This is a genomic window from Methylobacterium sp. yr668 (assembly GCF_900116245.1).
Lineage (GTDB): Bacteria > Pseudomonadota > Alphaproteobacteria > Rhizobiales > Beijerinckiaceae > Methylobacterium.
This window is the reverse complement of record NZ_FOZY01000003.1, coordinates 14,945-29,736: the sequence shown is the minus strand read 5'-3', so window position 1 is coordinate 29,736 and position 14,792 is coordinate 14,945. Positions and strand designations below refer to the sequence as shown.

Here is a 14,792-nt window from a genome sequence, read left to right as displayed (position 1 = left end):
CCGCCATGCCGCTCGTCATCGCGATCGACGGACCGGCCGCGTCCGGCAAGGGTACCCTCGCCAAGCGTCTGGCCGACCATTACGGCCTGCCGCATCTCGACACCGGGCTCCTCTACCGGGCGGTGGCGCTTGCCCTGATCGACGCCGGTCTGTCGCTGGACGATGCCGCCGCCGCGGCGCGGGCGGCCCAGGCCCTCGACGCCGGTCGGCTCGACGATTCGCGCCTGCGCGAGCGGGCAATGGGCGAGGCGGCCTCCCGTGTCTCGTCGGTGCCGGAGGTCCGCGCCGGACTGCTCGCGTGGCAGCGCCGCTTCGCCGCCGACCCGCAGGGGGCGGTGCTCGACGGGCGCGACATCGGCACGGTCGTGTGCCCCGAGGCCGCGGTGAAGCTGTTCATCACCGCCTCGTCCGAGGAGCGCGCCCGCCGCCGCCACCGCGAACTGGCCGGCCGCGGCGAGGCGGCGACCTTCGCGGCGATCCTGGCCGACATCGAGGCCCGCGACGCCCGGGACGCGTCGCGCAGCGCCGCGCCCCTGCGCATGGCCGACGACGCGGTCCGGCTCGACACCACCGAGCTCGACGCGGACGCGGCCTTCGACGAGGCCCGGGACATCGTCGAGCGGACCCGCGGCGACGCGGCCTGAGGGTTGTCCACCTCCGTCGTGTTGACCCCCCGGTCCCGCTCACCTATTGCGGACGCGCCGTCCCCGACGGGCCGCCGCGCGGCCCGGGACGCGAGCGCGTAGCTCAGCTGGTAGAGCAACGGACTTTTAATCTGTAGGTCCTGGGTTCGAGTCCCAGCGCGCTCACCACATCCTCGATCCTCACTTTTGACATCCGGCGCGGTCGGCGCACTGCCCACACGAAAATCGGAACCCCTGGTTGCGCTTTGGGTTGGGGTCCCAACGCAACTGCGAAGGAGTCACCGATGCGCAAGCTCGCTCTCATCTCCGCCGTCACCCTGTCCCTCGGCGCGCTCGGCGCCACCGGCGCCCAGGCGCAGGGTTATGGCTACGGCTACGGCGGCCACCACGGCTACGGCTACGGCCGCGGCTACGATCGCGGCTACGGCCACCGGCGCGATTTCGGCTACCGCCGTCACCGCGGCCTGTCGACCGGGGCCGCCATCGGTCTCGGCATCGCGGGCGCGGCCGCCGGCGCCGCCGCGGCGGGCGCCTTCGACCGGGGCCCGGGCTATTACGGCCGCGGTTACTGAGCCGCCGCGCACCTGAGGGAGCAGAGCCCCGCCGCCACCGCGGCGGGGCTCTCGCTTTCTGAAGCGGCCGGCCTCAGCGCAGCCAGCGCCGGATCCGCTCCCGGAGCGTCAGGCGGACGGCCCGCCGCGCGCGCGCCGCCGCGAAGCGATCGATGCGGATCCGGTCGTTCGGCACCTGCCGCAGGAACCGCTCGGCGATCTCGAAGACGACGATGTCGGGCCGGACGTCCTCGACGTAGGCCCAGTCGATGTTCGCCGACCAGATCGCGTGCACCTCGGCGAAGGTCTCCGCCAGCATCGCCGTGAGCCGGGCGCCCGGGCTGTAGATGTAAGAATCGCCGAACAGCACCACTCGGCGCCGATCTGCAGCCTCCGGGTTCCTCAGGACGACGCGGGATCCGACGAACAATCCGCGCGGCCGCACCGCCCGGCCGGATTCCCGCACGGCTACCAGGGCGTTCGCGTCGATCCGAGCCGCGCGGCGCGCGAAATCGTAGGCGACGTACGCCTCGTCGACCGGCGGGACGAGCTTCTCGCCGAGGTCGAAGGTGAAGCGCTCGGTCGCGCCGGTCCCCGCGAAGACGTGCGCCGCCACCGGCGCGTCCAGGGCCTCGCAGAGCGCGCGGTACGCCGTCAGGTAGCCGCGGTAGGTCCAATGCGTGTCCGTCCGCAGGTAGACGGGCTCCTCGACTCGCGCCGCCAGGAGCGGTGTCTGCAGGTCGACCATCGGGGCCCCGCTGTCCCCGGCGACCAGCCGGGCGAGCCGAACCCCGGGCGGATCGTCGAGCCCCGGGAAGGGGCGGCCGAGCAGGTCCGGATAGATCGCGAGCTTGTCGGGGACGACGGTGTGCACGTGCCGGATCCCGAGGTCGTCGAGGCGCCGCGCGCGCCGCCCGATGAGCCGCGTCCAGCGCTTCAGGATCCGCCGCGAGGTCGCGGTGTCGCCGTAGAAGGCTTCGACCTCGCGGGCGCGTCCGACCCAGTACAGCCAGCCATCGTGTCCGACGGCCACGCCGTTGCCGCTCGTCTTCAAAGCTTCCGGCCTCCCGCCGTCCGCGACAATCCCGTCGATGACGCTGGGCTCCCGCCTCGACGGATCCGCGCGGGATTGCAACCCCTTCGTCCCCGGGAGAGGCGGGAGCGCGCCGGCGGCTTTCCCGGCGCGCCGCCGCTTTCGCCCGCGTATCCGCGCCGCGGTGAAACTTTATGGCCGCGCCGCGGGTACTCCCGTCAGGCGCATCACACGGCGCGGCGTTGCGAAGAAGGGTCGACCCATGTCCGCGCTTGTCACGTTCGTCGGCTGCGGCCTGGTCCTGTCCGGGTTCGCGGCCGAGAAGTTCGCCGAGCGTCGCTGGCTCGCGGCGAGCCGGCCCGCACCCCTCGACCCCCTCGCGGTCCTGGCGCTGGCGCTGCCGGCCGTCGGGCTCACGCTGATGGCGACGCTCGCGGTCTGAGCCCGCAGGGTCGACCTCTCACACGGCCTCGCCGCAGAACAGGACGCCGACCGTCCGCTCCTTCCGCCAGACGAGCTGGACCGCGTAGCGCATCTCGGCGCTCGCCAGCACGAGGTCGAACACGTCCTCCAGCAGCACCGTGTGCGAGCCTAGGAATTCCAGCATCGCGCCGCGATCGGAGATGTTCATGACCTGGCAGGGATAGCGCGCGCCGTCCCGTTGCTGGGCGAAGGCCAGCAGGGCGGTGGGTCTCCGCTCGGTCGCCCGGCGTTCCACGACGGCGGCAGGGGTGCTGGCGTTGCGGGACACGGCCGAAGTTCCTGCCCTGGTCGGCCGGTATGGCGCGATATCAGTAAAAATGCGCCGGATTCGCTAACATGTTATTGATGAACTACGTCCGCGCGTCAGAATAGAAAGTCGCGCCCTGTCTATCGGACCGGTCTCCGGTAATCACCGCCGGTCTCGTCTCGGCGGCCCTTCGCCGGCCTTGATGAACCGGCCGATCAGGAGGCCGAGCGGGATCGACACCAGGAACCAATTGCGCAGGAATCGCAGGGCGGTCATCGGCTCGCTCCCATGGCGCGGCGGGTGCCGCATCCGCGGGCGCCCGTGGCCGGCGTCGCCGATGCGATGCTGTAACCTATCTGGTCCCGCGGGCGGGTTCTGCCAGTGCGATCCTGGGCGAGGCCGCGCCGAGAGGATATCCGGAGACGATCATGCGCATCCGCCCCGGCACCGCCCTGATGGCGTGCTTCGCGATCGGCGTTCCGACGGTCGCGGCCGCCGAGGCGCCCGGACAGCCGCCGCGCGCCGCGCCGGCGACGGATCCGGCGTCCGCACCGCAGCCGTGGCCGCCGAATTTCTCCCGCAGCGTGCAGGGGACCGGGGTGATGGGCCTCGATGGCGGCCACGTCTTCCTCTGGAACCGGCCGCAAGGCTTCGATCCGGTCTCGACGCTGCGGGTCGACCGGCACGTGCCGGAGGGGTCGGGCGAGGCCACCCACACCTACAAGGCGCTCTGGGCGCTCGGATCCACCGGCCCGCACAACGCTGGCTACGAGTGGACGATCACGGGCGAGCTGCACAACCGCGCCCTCGCGAGCACCGGCGCGCAGAACGTCGCGGTCAACGGCACGATCTTCAAGGAGCCCAACGGGCTGGGGCCGGTCGGGCCCTCCTGGGCCGGCAATTTCAACTGTGTCGACATGACCGACGAGGCCGATCCGGTCGCCTCCTGCATCGGCGCCGAGATCGACGTCTCGGCGCAGTCGCCGACCACCGACCGCAACCGCCAGCGGGTCGGACTGCAGATCTCCACCGGCGGCGTTCCGGGCGCCCATACCGGCTACGGGATCCTGATGGGCAACCTCACCGGCTCCATCACCGACCGGGCGATCTCGTTCCAGGGGGAGGGGACCTACGGCATCGGCATCGACGCCGCCGCCGCGCGCTTCACCGGCGTCCCGATGCTGCTCGCGGCCGGGCAGGCGATCGGGCTCGACGGCAACCGCGAGGGCGGCTTCTCCCGCAGCCTCGGCTTCGACGGGCGCGATCTGGTCTACGGCACGGCGGCCGGGCCGGTCATGCGCGTGAGCGACAGCGGGCAGATCGAGGCCGCTTCCCTCCGCGAGAGCCTGCCGCGGCCGCCCGCGAGCAGCCGCGCGCCCTGCACACCCGGCGACCACGCCTGGGACGAGGCTTACGAGTACCGCTGCGTCGCGCCCGACCGCTGGAAGCGCGCGGTGCTCAGCGACTGGTGAGCGCCGCCGCCGGCCGTCAGCGGTCCAGGATGCGCACCACCGCGCGGGTGTCGGGATCGACGACCACGATCTTGTCGCCCGGCGCCACGAAGTAGCCGAAGCGGCGCAGGCGCGGGTTCGGGGCCTCCGTGAAGGGCGCGAGCCGCACGTCGGGCGGCACGATGCTGCCGGGCCGCAGCGGGATCGATCCGACGATCGGGCCCGGACCCACCGGCCGGCGCACGATGTAGTCGCGCACCACCACGTCGTCGTCGGGGCCGAACTCGTCGGGCGTGACGATCACCGCCTGCGCGAGGGCGGAGCCGGTGAAGAGCGCGGCGAATCCGAGGGCTGCGGCGAGGCTGGCGCGGGTCGACATGGCGGACTCCCGTGGGGCCCCGGCGGAGTGCCCGGGCCGCCGGAAACATCGGGGTCGGCGTTCGGGTTCCCGGACGGGCCGGTCAGCGGCCGATCTGCCCGGCCTCCGCGAGGGGAACCGGCGACCAGCGGGTCAGCTGGACGTACCCGTCGAGGGCCGCCACCACGACGTGGCGGCGGTGGCGGTGCACCACCGCTCCGGGCGTGTGCGCGTGGCGCTCCTGCCACCCTTGCGCCTCCGCCACGTAGACCCGGGCATCGCCGAGCCGCGCGATCGTCTCGACCGTGCCGAAGGCCCGCACCCGGCGCAGGACCGTCTCGACGTCCTGCCGGAAGTCGAGTGTCCGGTCGGCGTCGGTCGCGCGCGGCCAGTAGGAGCCGTCCCCCTGCGGCTCGGAGCGCCGCCAGCGGTTGGGCAGGTCGCGGCCGAGGGGGCCCGCGGCGAGGCGGCGCGCCGCCATCTGGCACTTGGCGAGCAGCGTCTCGTGGCTCTCGCGGGGGCTCAGGGCGAAGATCTCCTGCGCCAGGATATCGCCGGTGTCGAATCCGTCGGCGAGCACGTGCGCGGTGACGCCCCAGGTCTCGTAGCGGTCGAGGACCGCCCGGAACAGCGGGTAGGGGCCGCGGCCCGTCGGGAGCGGGGAGGGGTGGAAGTTGAGGCCGTAGGCGGCGCGGCCCTTCCAGCCCTTGATGAGCCAGGGATAGCCCGCGACCACGAGTGCCCAGTCGCGCCCGTGCTCGGCCTGGAGCGCCTCGATGTCCCGCTCGCGGATCCGCGAGAGCTGGATCGGCAGCCGCAAGGACCGGGCGCGGGCCACGACGACCTCGTTGTGGTCGTAGACCCCGTCGCAGGGGCGCGTGAACAGCTTCACCGGCGTCCAGCCGGCGTCCAGCAGACCCTCGAAGACCCCGCCGAGGAAGTCGATGCCGGCGAACGCGAACTTCATGTTTGCCGCCTGCGACCTTGTGCACGTGGAGGGCGCGGGTCCGCCGCCTGCCCGGCCGCGTCCCCGGGCCTACCTTGATTGGGCCGGCGGCGGTGGCAAGGGGGAACGGCGTGGTTCGGGTGATCTTCGACGGCGGGACCGGAGGGTTCGGCCGCGCCGCGGATGGCGAACGCTCCGCTCCGGACGGGAAGGTCTAGGCATGGCCGGGAAACGCCGCGCCGCGCCGTCCGGAACCCTGCGCTTCGTCCTCGGCGATCAGCTGACCCGCCGGGTGTCGAGCCTCGTCGACCTCGACGCCGAGCGCGACGTCGTCCTGATCGTCGAGGTCCGCGACGAGGCGACGTATGTCCGCCACCACAAGCAGAAGATCGCCTTCCTGTTCGCCGCCATGCGCCACTTCGCGGCCGAGCTGGAGGCGGAGGGCATCACGGTCGCGTACGTGCGCCTGACCGACGCGGGCAACACCGGCAGCTTCACCGGCGAGCTGGAGCGCGCCGTGGCGCGCCACCGGCCGGAGCGGGTCGTGGTGACCGAGCCGGGCGAGTGGCGCGTCTGGGAGATGATGCAGGACTGGCGCGAGACCCTGGCGATTCCGGTCGAGATCCGTGCCGACAACCGCTTCCTGTGCCCGCGCGAGGATTTTGCCCGCTGGGCAGAGGGCCGGCATCACCTGCGGATGGAGACCTTCTACAGGGGCATGCGGCGCCGGACAGGCCTCCTGATGGACGACGGCGAGCCCGCGGGCGGCCGCTGGAACTACGACCCCGAGAACCGCAAGCGCCTGCCCAGGGGGCATCGTCCACCGGACCGGATCGGCTTCCAGCCCGATTCCGTCACGCGCGCGGTCATCGCCCTCGTGGAGGCCGAGTTCGGAGACCATTTCGGTGATCTCACCGGCTTCTCCTGGCCGGTGACCCGGGCCGACGCCCTCGCGGCGCTCCGGCACTTCCTGGCCGACGCCCTGCCGACCTTCGGCGACTATCAGGACGCGATGAAGACCGGCGCGCCGTTCCTGTACCACGCGCTCCTGTCGCCCGCCCTCAACGCCGGGCTGCTCACCGCCGAGGAGGTGTGCTGGGCCGCCGAGCGCGCCTACCGCGACGGCGCGGCGCCGCTCCACTGCGTCGAGGGCTTCATCCGGCAGATCCTCGGCTGGCGGGAATACGTGCGCGGCCTCTACTGGGCCCGGATGCCCGCCTACCGCGACAGCAACGCCCTCGGCGCGGACCGCGACCTGCCGTGGTTCTACTGGTCCGGCGAGACGGCGCTGAACTGCGTCGCGCAGGTCGTCGCCGAGACGCGTGCCCACGCCTACGCCCACCACATCCAGCGCCTGATGGTGACCGGCAACTTCGCCCTCATCGCCGGCCTCGACCCGGCTCAGGTTGAGGAATGGTACCTGATCGTGTTCGCGGACGCCTACGAGTGGGTCGAGCTGCCCAACGTCCACGGCATGGTGCTGTGGGCCGACGGCGGCGTCATGGGCTCCAAGCCCTACGCGGCCTCGGGCGCCTATATCGACCGGATGTCCGATTACTGCGCGTCCTGCGCGTACGACGTGAAGGTCAAGGCCGGGCCGGAGGCGTGCCCGTTCAACTATCTCTACTGGAACTTCCTCATCGAGAACGAGGACCGGCTGGCGGGCAATCAGCGGATGGCCATGCCGTACCGGACACTCCGCGGGCTGGGCGACAGGCGCCGCGCCGAGATCCGCCGCGACGCGGCCGCGTTCCTCGACACCCTCGAGGCCCGGCCGAGCGCCGATCAGAGGGGCGACCAGACCGACAGGCTCAGGTAGGGGCAGGCGCGGCCCCGGCCGCTCTCGGACTGGAGGCCCGCCGACGCGCGAAAGCTGTACCGGCCGAGGGCGAAGTCGGTCCCGTGCAGCCCGACGCTCCACTTCGCGTAGCCGGTCCTGTCCGTGTAGAGGGCGGCCTCGGGACCCAGATAGGTCTCCCAGAGCCGGTAGCCCCAGGCGAGGCGCGCCCACAGGCTGCCGCGGGCCGACCCGGCGACGGCACTCGCCTGGAGCAGCGTCGCCTCGCTCGGGCGCGCCCAGACCTCGCCGTGGAGCCGGAGCCCGAAGCGCGTCGGCAGGGCGTCGAAGAGCGGCCCCGCGATCAGCATCTCCCGCGCGATCTCGGGCCCGGCAAAGGCCGCGACCGCGCCCCAGTCGAAGACCCACTGGTACCCGGCCAGGGCGGCGGCGGCGACCGTGTAGCGCGTGCGGGGGCCGTCCGGACCGGTCTCCGCGCGCCGCCCGCCACCGACGCTCGCCAGCGCGGTGAAACCGTCCTGTGCGAGGGAGGTGAGGCCGGCCTTCGCCCCGACGGTCAGGAAGGTGTCGCCGCCGGCATCGAGGCTGCCGAACAGCAGCGTGTCGATCTCGCTGCCGCCGGCGGGATGCGAGACGGCCGCCTGTCCCGCGAGCAGAACCGCGAGAACGGGCGCGCGTCCAGCGATCTTCGGGCGAGGGCGCTGGTTCGGCACAGTCGAGCCTCCGACGTCTGCGGAGGACGGTAAGAGAAAATTAACTACGTTTCATCGCGATCCGCTCGTGATCCCCCGGAATTGTCGGATTCGCGCGCCGATCTTCGTGTCGCAGGGACGAGGTTGCTTCGGAAAGGTGCGTCGGCGCGCGCGCTGTGCTTGCCGGGACTTCGCGGGCCGTCCGCCGCGCGTCCGCCCGCGGGACGCCATCGCGCTGTCGCGAATCTGCCGTGCTTGGCGTGCCAGATGTTCTCGGCTAGAGCCCCCGCGGGAAAGCGAAGGTTGGCAGATCCTTGACCTCCGGTGCACGAACGTCGGACGTCCTCACCGTGCTGGCGAGCCAGGAGGGCGAGCGCCTCACCGTGGGCGACATCGTCGCGGTCCTGAGGGACCGTGCCTTCGCGCTGCTCGTGGTCCTGCTCGGGCTGCCGAACTGCCTGCCCATGCCGCCGCCGATCCCGCTGATCTGCGGCCTGCTCCTGCTCCTCGTGGCGATCCAGATCGCCGCCGGGATGTCGGCGCCGTGGCTGCCGCGGATGCTCCTCGGCCGCTCGATCGCCCTGACGGATGTCCGGCGCGCCGTCACCCGCGCGGTGCCGATCCTGCGCCGCCTGGAGCGCTGGTCGCGCCCCCGCGTCAGCGTGTTCGAGACCGCGCTCGGCATGCGCGGCATGGGGATCGTCCTGCTCGCCCTGGCGCTGGCGCTGATCGTGGCCGCGCCCATCGTCGGGCAGATCCCGCTGGGTCTCGCCGTCTGCCTGGTCGGGCTCGGTCTCGTCGAGCGCGACGGTCTGGTCGTGCTGGGCGGTCTCGTGATCGGGATGTTCGGCGTCGCCATCAACGCCGGCTTCGCCTACGCGGTGATCGCCGGGATCATCGGCCTGCTGAACCTCTGAGGACGCGCCTCAGAGGCGGTAGCGGATCTGATCGGTCCAGAAGCGCTCCAGGCGGGTGAGGGCCTGGTTCAGGCGAATGAAATCCTCCTCCGAGATCCCGCCGATCGGCGTGATCGTCCGGGCATGCTTGTCGTAGAGCCCCTGGATGATCTCGTGGACCTGGCGGCCCTTGTCGGTCAGGCTGATCCGGACGGAGCGCCGGTCGGTCTTCGAGCGGGCGTGGTGGAGGTAGCCGGCCTCGACAAGCTTCTTCACGTTGTACGAGACGTTGGAGCCCAGGTAGTAGCCCTTGGTCCGCAGCTCGCTCGCGGTCAGCTCCTTGTCGCCGATGTTGTACAGGAGCAGCGCCTGGACGCTGTTGACGTCTTCGCGGCCGCGGCGCTCGAACTCGTCCTTGATCACGTCGAGCAGCCGGCGATGCAGCCGCTCCACGAGGTGCAGCGCCTCGAGGTAGGAGCCCTTGGTGGAGGCGGCTTCCTCGGGGGCCTCGATCTGCGCGACTCGGGCGTTCTGGGTCTTCATCTCTGCCTCGCCATCCGATGATCCGGCACCCGTTGGATGCGGCGCCGTTGATGATGGCTAAGCTAGGGCTCGGGAATGAAAGGCGATTTAAGCGACAGGATGAATTCGCGATTTACTCTTCGCGGTAAAGACAAACTGAATGAAGACAAGAACGGTTCGTTCACCGTGCTTCCTGCGCGGCCAGCCAGGACAGCAGGAAGTACAACGTCACGACACAGCCTCCGAATACGAGCAGCGGCACCGATAACGGCAAGAGTTGCGGTGTCAGGACAGCGAGCGTCATCGCCGACGTGACGGCGAGCAACCAGATCACGCCGCCCCAGGCGCTCGTCAGCCACAATCCGATCGCCGCCGCGGCGTCGATCACCGCGAAGTAGACGATCGCGGATTGGCGGCCGAACGGCTCGGCCTCGAAGGGGCGCACGCCCGGCAGGACGTCGAGGATGGTCGCCCAGGCGAAGACGCTCTTCAGCAGCCAGACGAGGGCCGTGAGCCGCATGAACCAGATCAGCACTGTGTCCCACGTGCCGGACGCGGGGCCCTGGGCCCGCTCGATGCGGTCGCTCGGGATGCCGCCCGGCCGCGGCGTCCTGCGCCGGATCGGAAAGTAGCTGGGCACTATCGAGCGCTCGCGGATGGTGGGGGCCGGTTCATGGCGAAGGGCCGGGATCCTGATCGATCGGGCGGGGGTCGCCGGGTTGAAGCGGTTCCGCCGTCCGGCGTCAACGGTCGGGTTTCGTTGCGCCGGCCCGGTGTGGTAGTCGATCGCCTCCGGCGCACGGGCGCCGCGCGATCCGCGGCGTGGTCCGCGCGAACGGTAGCGAAGCCGCATGTCAGACACCCTGCCAGAGCCGCGCCCTCTCGCCGTGGAGGCCGCCCGCGAGGGCGCCCGCGTGGAGGGTCTGAAGATCACCCAGCGCCCGCGCCGGAACCGGAAGGCCGACTGGTCGCGCCGCCTCGTCCGCGAGCACACCCTGACGGTCGACGACCTGATCTGGCCGATGTTCGTGATCGACGGCGAGGGCCGCCGCGAGCCGGTCGCCTCGATGCCGGGCGTCGAGCGCCTCTCGGTGGACGAGATCGTCCGCGACGCGGAGCGCGCCGCGAAGCTCGGCATCCCGGCGGTGTCGTTCTTCCCCTACACGGAGGTGTCGCTGCGCGACCCGACCGGCTCGGAGGCGCTGAACGCCAACAACCTCGTCTGCCGGGCGGTCCGCGCCGTGAAGCGGGCCGTGCCCGAGATCGGGATCATGACCGACGTGGCGCTCGATCCCTACACGAGCCACGGCCACGACGGCCTGATGCGGGACGGAGCGATCCTCAACGACGAGACGGTCGCGGTCCTCGTCGAGCAGAGCCTGATCCAGGCCGAGGCCGGGACCGACATCATCGCGCCCTCCGACATGATGGACGGGCGCGTCGGCGCGATCCGCGCGGGCCTCGACAAGGCCGGCTTCCTCGACGTGCAGATCATGGCCTACGCGGCGAAATACGCCAGCGCCTTCTACGGGCCGTTCCGGGACGCGATCGGCACCAAGGCGGCGCTGGTCGGCGACAAGCGCACCTACCAGATGGATCCCGGCAACTCGGCCGAGGCCCTGCGCGAGGTCCGGCTCGACCTCGACGAGGGCGCGGATTCGGTGATGGTGAAGCCGGGCCTGCCCTATCTCGACATCATCCGCCGGGTGCGGGACGAGTTCCAGGTGCCGACCTTCGCCTACCAGGTGTCGGGCGAGTACGCGATGATCGAGGCGGCCGCCCGCAACGGCTGGCTCGACGGCGACCGCGCGATGGTCGAGGCGCTCCTCGCCTTCAAGCGCGCCGGGGCCGACGGCGTCCTCACCTATCACGCGCCGCGGGTCGCGGAGCGCCTGCGCAACCATCCGTGAGGCGCGGGCACCGCTGGCTCCTCGGGGCCGCGGTCGTGGTCGGCTTCCTCGGGGGGCTCGTCGCCTGCCAGGACACCCTGCGCCGGGAACGCGTCGCCACCTGCCGCCGGGCGCTCCCGGCGGTCGCGCCGCAGGACGGGATCCGGCTCCTGCGCGCGGCGCCGGGGCCGACGGCGAATTCGGTTCGCGTCGACTACGCCGACGGGAACCGGCAGCACTGGCTGACCTGCCGCTTCGATGCCGGCACGACCCTGGTCGCCCTCGCCACCGAGGCGAGCACCCTGTCGGGCCCGTCCCTCTACATGCTCAAGCGCTTCTACCTCGACACGCCCGACGCCGCGGCCGGAGACCCGGCCGGGCGCTGAGGCGCGCCCACGCCCGCGTCTCCTCGCGGATCCCCTTGCGGCATCCGGCGCGCGCACCCACCTTCACGTCCGCAGCCTCGCTTGCAGGACGCGACACCATGCAGAACCCACAACCCGGATACGCGCAGCGCTTCGAAGCGCCCGGCTACGCCACCGCGTTGCCGATCCCGTTCGTGCGGGCGAGCCTGGGTGGCCGGACGGTCGCCTATCTCCTCGACATCCTGTTCATCTTCGGCTTCACGGCCCTGCTGACCCTCGCGATCACCGTGATCGGCGTGGTCACCTTCGGCCTCGGCTGGACGCTGTTCGCGGTCCTTCCGGCGAGCGGCATCATCTACAGCGCGATCACGGTGGGCGGGTCGAAGCAGAGCACGATCGGCCAGCGGATGATGGGCCTGCGGACCGTCGCGCCCGAGAGCGGCGCGCGGGTCGACGTCATCACGGCCGCGGTCCACGCGCTGCTGTTCTACGTGGCGATCTCGACCTTCCTGCTCTGGTGCGTCGACATCGCGTTCGGGCTCATGCGCTCCGACCGCCGCCTCGGGCACGACCTGCTCCTCGGCCTTGCCGTCGTCCACGCGCGCTGAGCCGCGATTCCCCTGATGAAAATCTGACGGTGCGACCGGCCGGGCCATTGAGCCCCGGCCGGTCGCCTGTACACTGTCACGCCGGCGCCGCGAGGATGAACCCGGCGCAGGGTCTGTGAGAAGCGTGACCAGCCACCCGCGCGACACACCGCAATTCTACCTCACCGCCCCCTCGCCGTGCCCCTATCTGCCGGGGCAGGAGGAGCGGAAGGTCTTCACCCACCTGGTCGGACGGCGCGCCCGCGACCTGAACGAGATCCTGACGCAGGGCGGCTTCCGCCGCTCCCAGACCATCGCGTACCGGCCGGCCTGCGAGACCTGCCGGGCCTGCGTCTCGGTCCGCGTGGTGGTCGACGAGTTCGAGCCGAGCGCCAGCCAGCGGCGCATCCTGGCCCGCAGCGCCGACTGGGTCGGCACGCCGGAGCCGAACCGGCCCGCCTCCGAACAGTACGCCCTGTTCCGCCGCTACCTCGACGCCCGGCACGGCGACGGCGGCATGGTCGACATGACCGTGCTCGACTACGCCATGATGGTCGAGGACAGCCACGTCGACACGCACCTCGTGTCGTATCGCCGGCACGGGCCGGACACGGCGATCACCGGCCGCGGCTCCGGACCGCCGCTCGCGTTCTGCCTGACGGACGTCCTCTCGGACGGCCTGTCGATGGTCTACTCGTTCTACGATCCCGCGGAGGCCGCGCGCTCCCCCGGGACCTTCATGATCCTCGACCATATCCGCCGGGCTCGCGGGCTCGGGCTGCCGTACCTCTATCTCGGCTACTGGGTCGAGGGCTCGCGCAAGATGGACTACAAGTCCCGCTTCCGGCCGCAGGAACGGCTGATGGGCCAGGGCTGGGTGCGGATCGACTGAGCCCGGCGCGGCGCGCGTTTCACGTCGGTTGCCGTCCCGGCATGCCCGATGCGCATTGAGCGGCCGGCCCGGCGCATGCTACCGGCCACGCACGCAATCCGGACCGTGCCGAGGCCCCCATGATCCCCCGCTATAGCCGCCCCGCGATGACGGCGATCTGGTCGCCCGAGAGCCGCTTCCGGATCTGGTTCGAGATCGAGGCCCACGCCACCACGGCGCTCGCCGAGATCGGCGTCGTGCCGAAGGCGGCGGCCGAGACGATCTGGACCAAGGGCAAGGACGCGGTCTTCGACGTCGCCCGCATCGACGCGATCGAGGCGGTGACGAAGCACGACGTCATCGCCTTCCTGACCCACCTCGCCGAGATCGTCGGTCCCGAGGCGCGCTTCGTCCACCAGGGCATGACCTCCTCGGACGTGCTCGACACCTGCCTCAACGTGCAGTTGGTGCGGGCCGCCGATATCCTGATCGCCGACGTCGACTCGCTGCTCTCCGCCCTGAAGACCCGGGCCCTGGAGCACAAGCTCACCCCGACCATCGGCCGGTCGCACGGCATCCACGCCGAGCCGGTCACCTTCGGTCTGAAGCTCGCCCAGGCCTACGCTGAGTTCGAGCGCAACCGCCGCCGCCTCGTCGCGGCCCGCGAGGAGGTCGCCACCTGCGCGATCTCGGGCGCGGTCGGCACGTTCGCCAACATCGACCCGCGGGTGGAGCAGTACGTCGCCGAGAAGATGGGCCTGACCGCCGAGCCGGTCTCGACCCAGGTGATCCCGCGCGACCGGCACGCGATGTTCTTCGCGACCCTCGGCGTCGTCGCCTCGTCGCTGGAGCGGCTGGCGATCGAGATCCGGCACCTCCAGCGCACCGAGGTCCTCGAGGCGGAGGAGTTCTTCTCCGAGGGGCAGAAGGGCTCCTCGGCGATGCCGCACAAGCGCAACCCGGTCCTCACCGAGAACATCACGGGCCTCGCCCGGATGGTGCGCGGCTACGTCACCCCGGCCCTGGAGAACGTCGCCCTCTGGCACGAGCGCGACATCTCCCACTCGTCGGTGGAGCGGATGATCGGCCCCGACGCCACCGTCACCCTCGACTTCGCCCTGGCGCGGATGACCGGGGTGATGGAGAAGCTGCTGGTCTACCCGGCCAACATGCAGAAGAACCTCGACCGGCTCGGCGGCCTGATCCACTCGCAGCGCGTGCTGCTGGCGCTGACCCAGGCCGGGGTCTCCCGCGAGGATTCCTACCGGCTGGTCCAGCGCAACGCGATGCCGGTCTGGCGCGGCGAGGGCGATTTCCTGGCACTGCTCAAGGCGGACCCGGAGGTCGCCGCGGCGCTCCCGGCCGAGCAGATCGAGGCGTGCTTCGATCTCGGCTACCACTTCAAGCACGTGGACACGATCTTCGGGCGGGTCTTCGGCGACCGCTGAGACTCCGCACG

At 71.4% G+C, this 14,792-nt stretch carries 18 protein-coding genes and 1 tRNA gene; 12 read left to right on the top strand and 7 right to left on the bottom strand.

The window, feature by feature from the left end; all coding sequences use genetic code 11:
* The first annotated feature begins 5 nt into the window (after positions 1–5).
* From cmk to BM419_RS04760, 3 genes are all read left to right on the top strand, one after another.
* On the top strand, positions 6–644 hold the full coding sequence (gene cmk, locus BM419_RS04770) for a (d)CMP kinase (protein WP_091925572.1): 639 nt from the start codon (positions 6–8) through the stop codon (positions 642–644).
* A 92-nt stretch (positions 645–736) separates the two neighbouring features.
* Positions 737–812 (top strand) — tRNA-Lys (locus tag BM419_RS04765).
* 116 nt (positions 813–928) lie between these two features.
* On the top strand, positions 929–1,216 hold the full coding sequence (locus tag BM419_RS04760) for a hypothetical protein (RefSeq protein ID WP_012322505.1): 288 nt from the start codon (positions 929–931) through the stop codon (positions 1,214–1,216).
* A 73-nt stretch (positions 1,217–1,289) separates the two neighbouring features.
* Here the strand turns inward: BM419_RS04760 and BM419_RS04755 are convergent, their stop codons facing one another.
* Entirely contained in the window at positions 1,290–2,228 is a 939-nt protein-coding gene (locus tag BM419_RS04755) for an alginate O-acetyltransferase AlgX-related protein (protein WP_244540697.1), read from the bottom strand.
* Positions 2,229–2,490: 262 nt separating this feature from the next.
* Here BM419_RS04755 and BM419_RS04750 point away from each other — a divergent pair, with 262 nt between their 5' ends.
* On the top strand, positions 2,491–2,670 hold the full coding sequence (locus tag BM419_RS04750; protein ID WP_091925059.1) for a hypothetical protein: 180 nt from the start codon (positions 2,491–2,493) through the stop codon (positions 2,668–2,670).
* Between the two features lie 18 nt (positions 2,671–2,688).
* Here the strand turns inward: BM419_RS04750 and BM419_RS04745 are convergent, their stop codons facing one another.
* Positions 2,689–2,979, bottom strand: a complete 291-nt coding sequence (locus BM419_RS04745; protein WP_091925054.1) for a PilZ domain-containing protein — start codon at positions 2,977–2,979, stop codon at positions 2,689–2,691.
* 407 nt (positions 2,980–3,386) lie between these two features.
* On the opposite strand from BM419_RS04745, the gene BM419_RS04740 reads away from it, so the two are divergent.
* Positions 3,387–4,430, top strand: a complete 1,044-nt coding sequence (locus tag BM419_RS04740; RefSeq protein WP_091925052.1) for a hypothetical protein — start codon at positions 3,387–3,389, stop codon at positions 4,428–4,430.
* Between the two features lie 16 nt (positions 4,431–4,446).
* Here BM419_RS04740 and BM419_RS04735 read toward each other — a convergent pair whose 3' ends face one another.
* Both BM419_RS04735 and BM419_RS04730 read right to left on the bottom strand, forming a co-directional pair.
* Entirely contained in the window at positions 4,447–4,788 is a 342-nt protein-coding gene (locus BM419_RS04735; RefSeq protein ID WP_020092859.1) for a hypothetical protein, read from the bottom strand.
* Between the two features lie 82 nt (positions 4,789–4,870).
* A complete protein-coding gene (locus BM419_RS04730; RefSeq protein ID WP_091681999.1) occupies positions 4,871–5,734 on the bottom strand; it encodes a formyltransferase family protein in 864 nt (287 codons plus the stop codon).
* Between the two features lie 199 nt (positions 5,735–5,933).
* On the opposite strand from BM419_RS04730, the gene BM419_RS04725 reads away from it, so the two are divergent.
* Positions 5,934–7,532, top strand: a complete 1,599-nt coding sequence (locus tag BM419_RS04725; protein ID WP_091925049.1) for a cryptochrome/photolyase family protein — start codon at positions 5,934–5,936, stop codon at positions 7,530–7,532.
* On the opposite strand, the gene bcsS is transcribed toward BM419_RS04725, so the two are convergent.
* Entirely contained in the window at positions 7,499–8,224 is a 726-nt protein-coding gene (gene bcsS / locus BM419_RS04720; protein WP_091925046.1) for a cellulose biosynthesis protein BcsS, read from the bottom strand. The two genes, BM419_RS04725 and bcsS, sit on opposite strands and share 34 nt — an antisense overlap.
* 293 nt (positions 8,225–8,517) lie before the next feature.
* Between bcsS and BM419_RS04715 the strand changes: the two genes are divergently transcribed.
* Positions 8,518–9,120 (top strand): exopolysaccharide biosynthesis protein, encoded by a 603-nt coding sequence (locus tag BM419_RS04715; RefSeq protein ID WP_267965786.1) that lies wholly within the window; start codon positions 8,518–8,520, stop codon positions 9,118–9,120.
* Positions 9,121–9,129: 9 nt separating this feature from the next.
* On the opposite strand, the gene BM419_RS04710 is transcribed toward BM419_RS04715, so the two are convergent.
* Positions 9,130–9,642 (bottom strand): transcriptional regulator LdtR, encoded by a 513-nt coding sequence (locus BM419_RS04710; RefSeq protein ID WP_056527383.1) that lies wholly within the window; start codon positions 9,640–9,642, stop codon positions 9,130–9,132.
* Positions 9,643–9,802: 160 nt separating this feature from the next.
* Positions 9,803–10,213 (bottom strand): DUF6163 family protein, encoded by a 411-nt coding sequence (locus tag BM419_RS33355; RefSeq protein ID WP_042672025.1) that lies wholly within the window; start codon positions 10,211–10,213, stop codon positions 9,803–9,805.
* A 259-nt stretch (positions 10,214–10,472) separates the two neighbouring features.
* Between BM419_RS33355 and hemB the strand changes: the two genes are divergently transcribed.
* The 5 genes from hemB (at position 10,473) to purB (ending at position 14,781) form a co-directional block, all read left to right on the top strand.
* Positions 10,473–11,531, top strand: coding sequence for a porphobilinogen synthase (gene hemB / locus BM419_RS04700; RefSeq protein ID WP_026604877.1), 1,059 nt, complete (start codon positions 10,473–10,475; stop codon positions 11,529–11,531).
* A complete protein-coding gene (locus BM419_RS04695; protein WP_091925043.1) occupies positions 11,528–11,896 on the top strand; it encodes a hypothetical protein in 369 nt (122 codons plus the stop codon). The genes hemB and BM419_RS04695 overlap by 4 nt, the downstream gene beginning before the upstream one ends.
* Before the next feature lie 98 nt (positions 11,897–11,994).
* Positions 11,995–12,483: an RDD family protein gene (locus BM419_RS04690; RefSeq protein ID WP_091925040.1), complete on the top strand. Its 489-nt coding sequence runs from the start codon at positions 11,995–11,997 to the stop codon at positions 12,481–12,483.
* A gap of 124 nt (positions 12,484–12,607) precedes the next feature.
* Positions 12,608–13,354, top strand: a complete 747-nt coding sequence (locus BM419_RS04685) for an arginyltransferase (protein WP_091925038.1) — start codon at positions 12,608–12,610, stop codon at positions 13,352–13,354.
* Positions 13,355–13,473: 119 nt separating this feature from the next.
* The gene (gene purB / locus BM419_RS04680) at positions 13,474–14,781 is read left to right on the top strand and encodes an adenylosuccinate lyase (protein WP_026604876.1); all 1,308 of its coding nucleotides are present in this window, start codon (positions 13,474–13,476) and stop codon (positions 14,779–14,781) included.
* Positions 14,782–14,792: the final 11 nt, after the last annotated feature.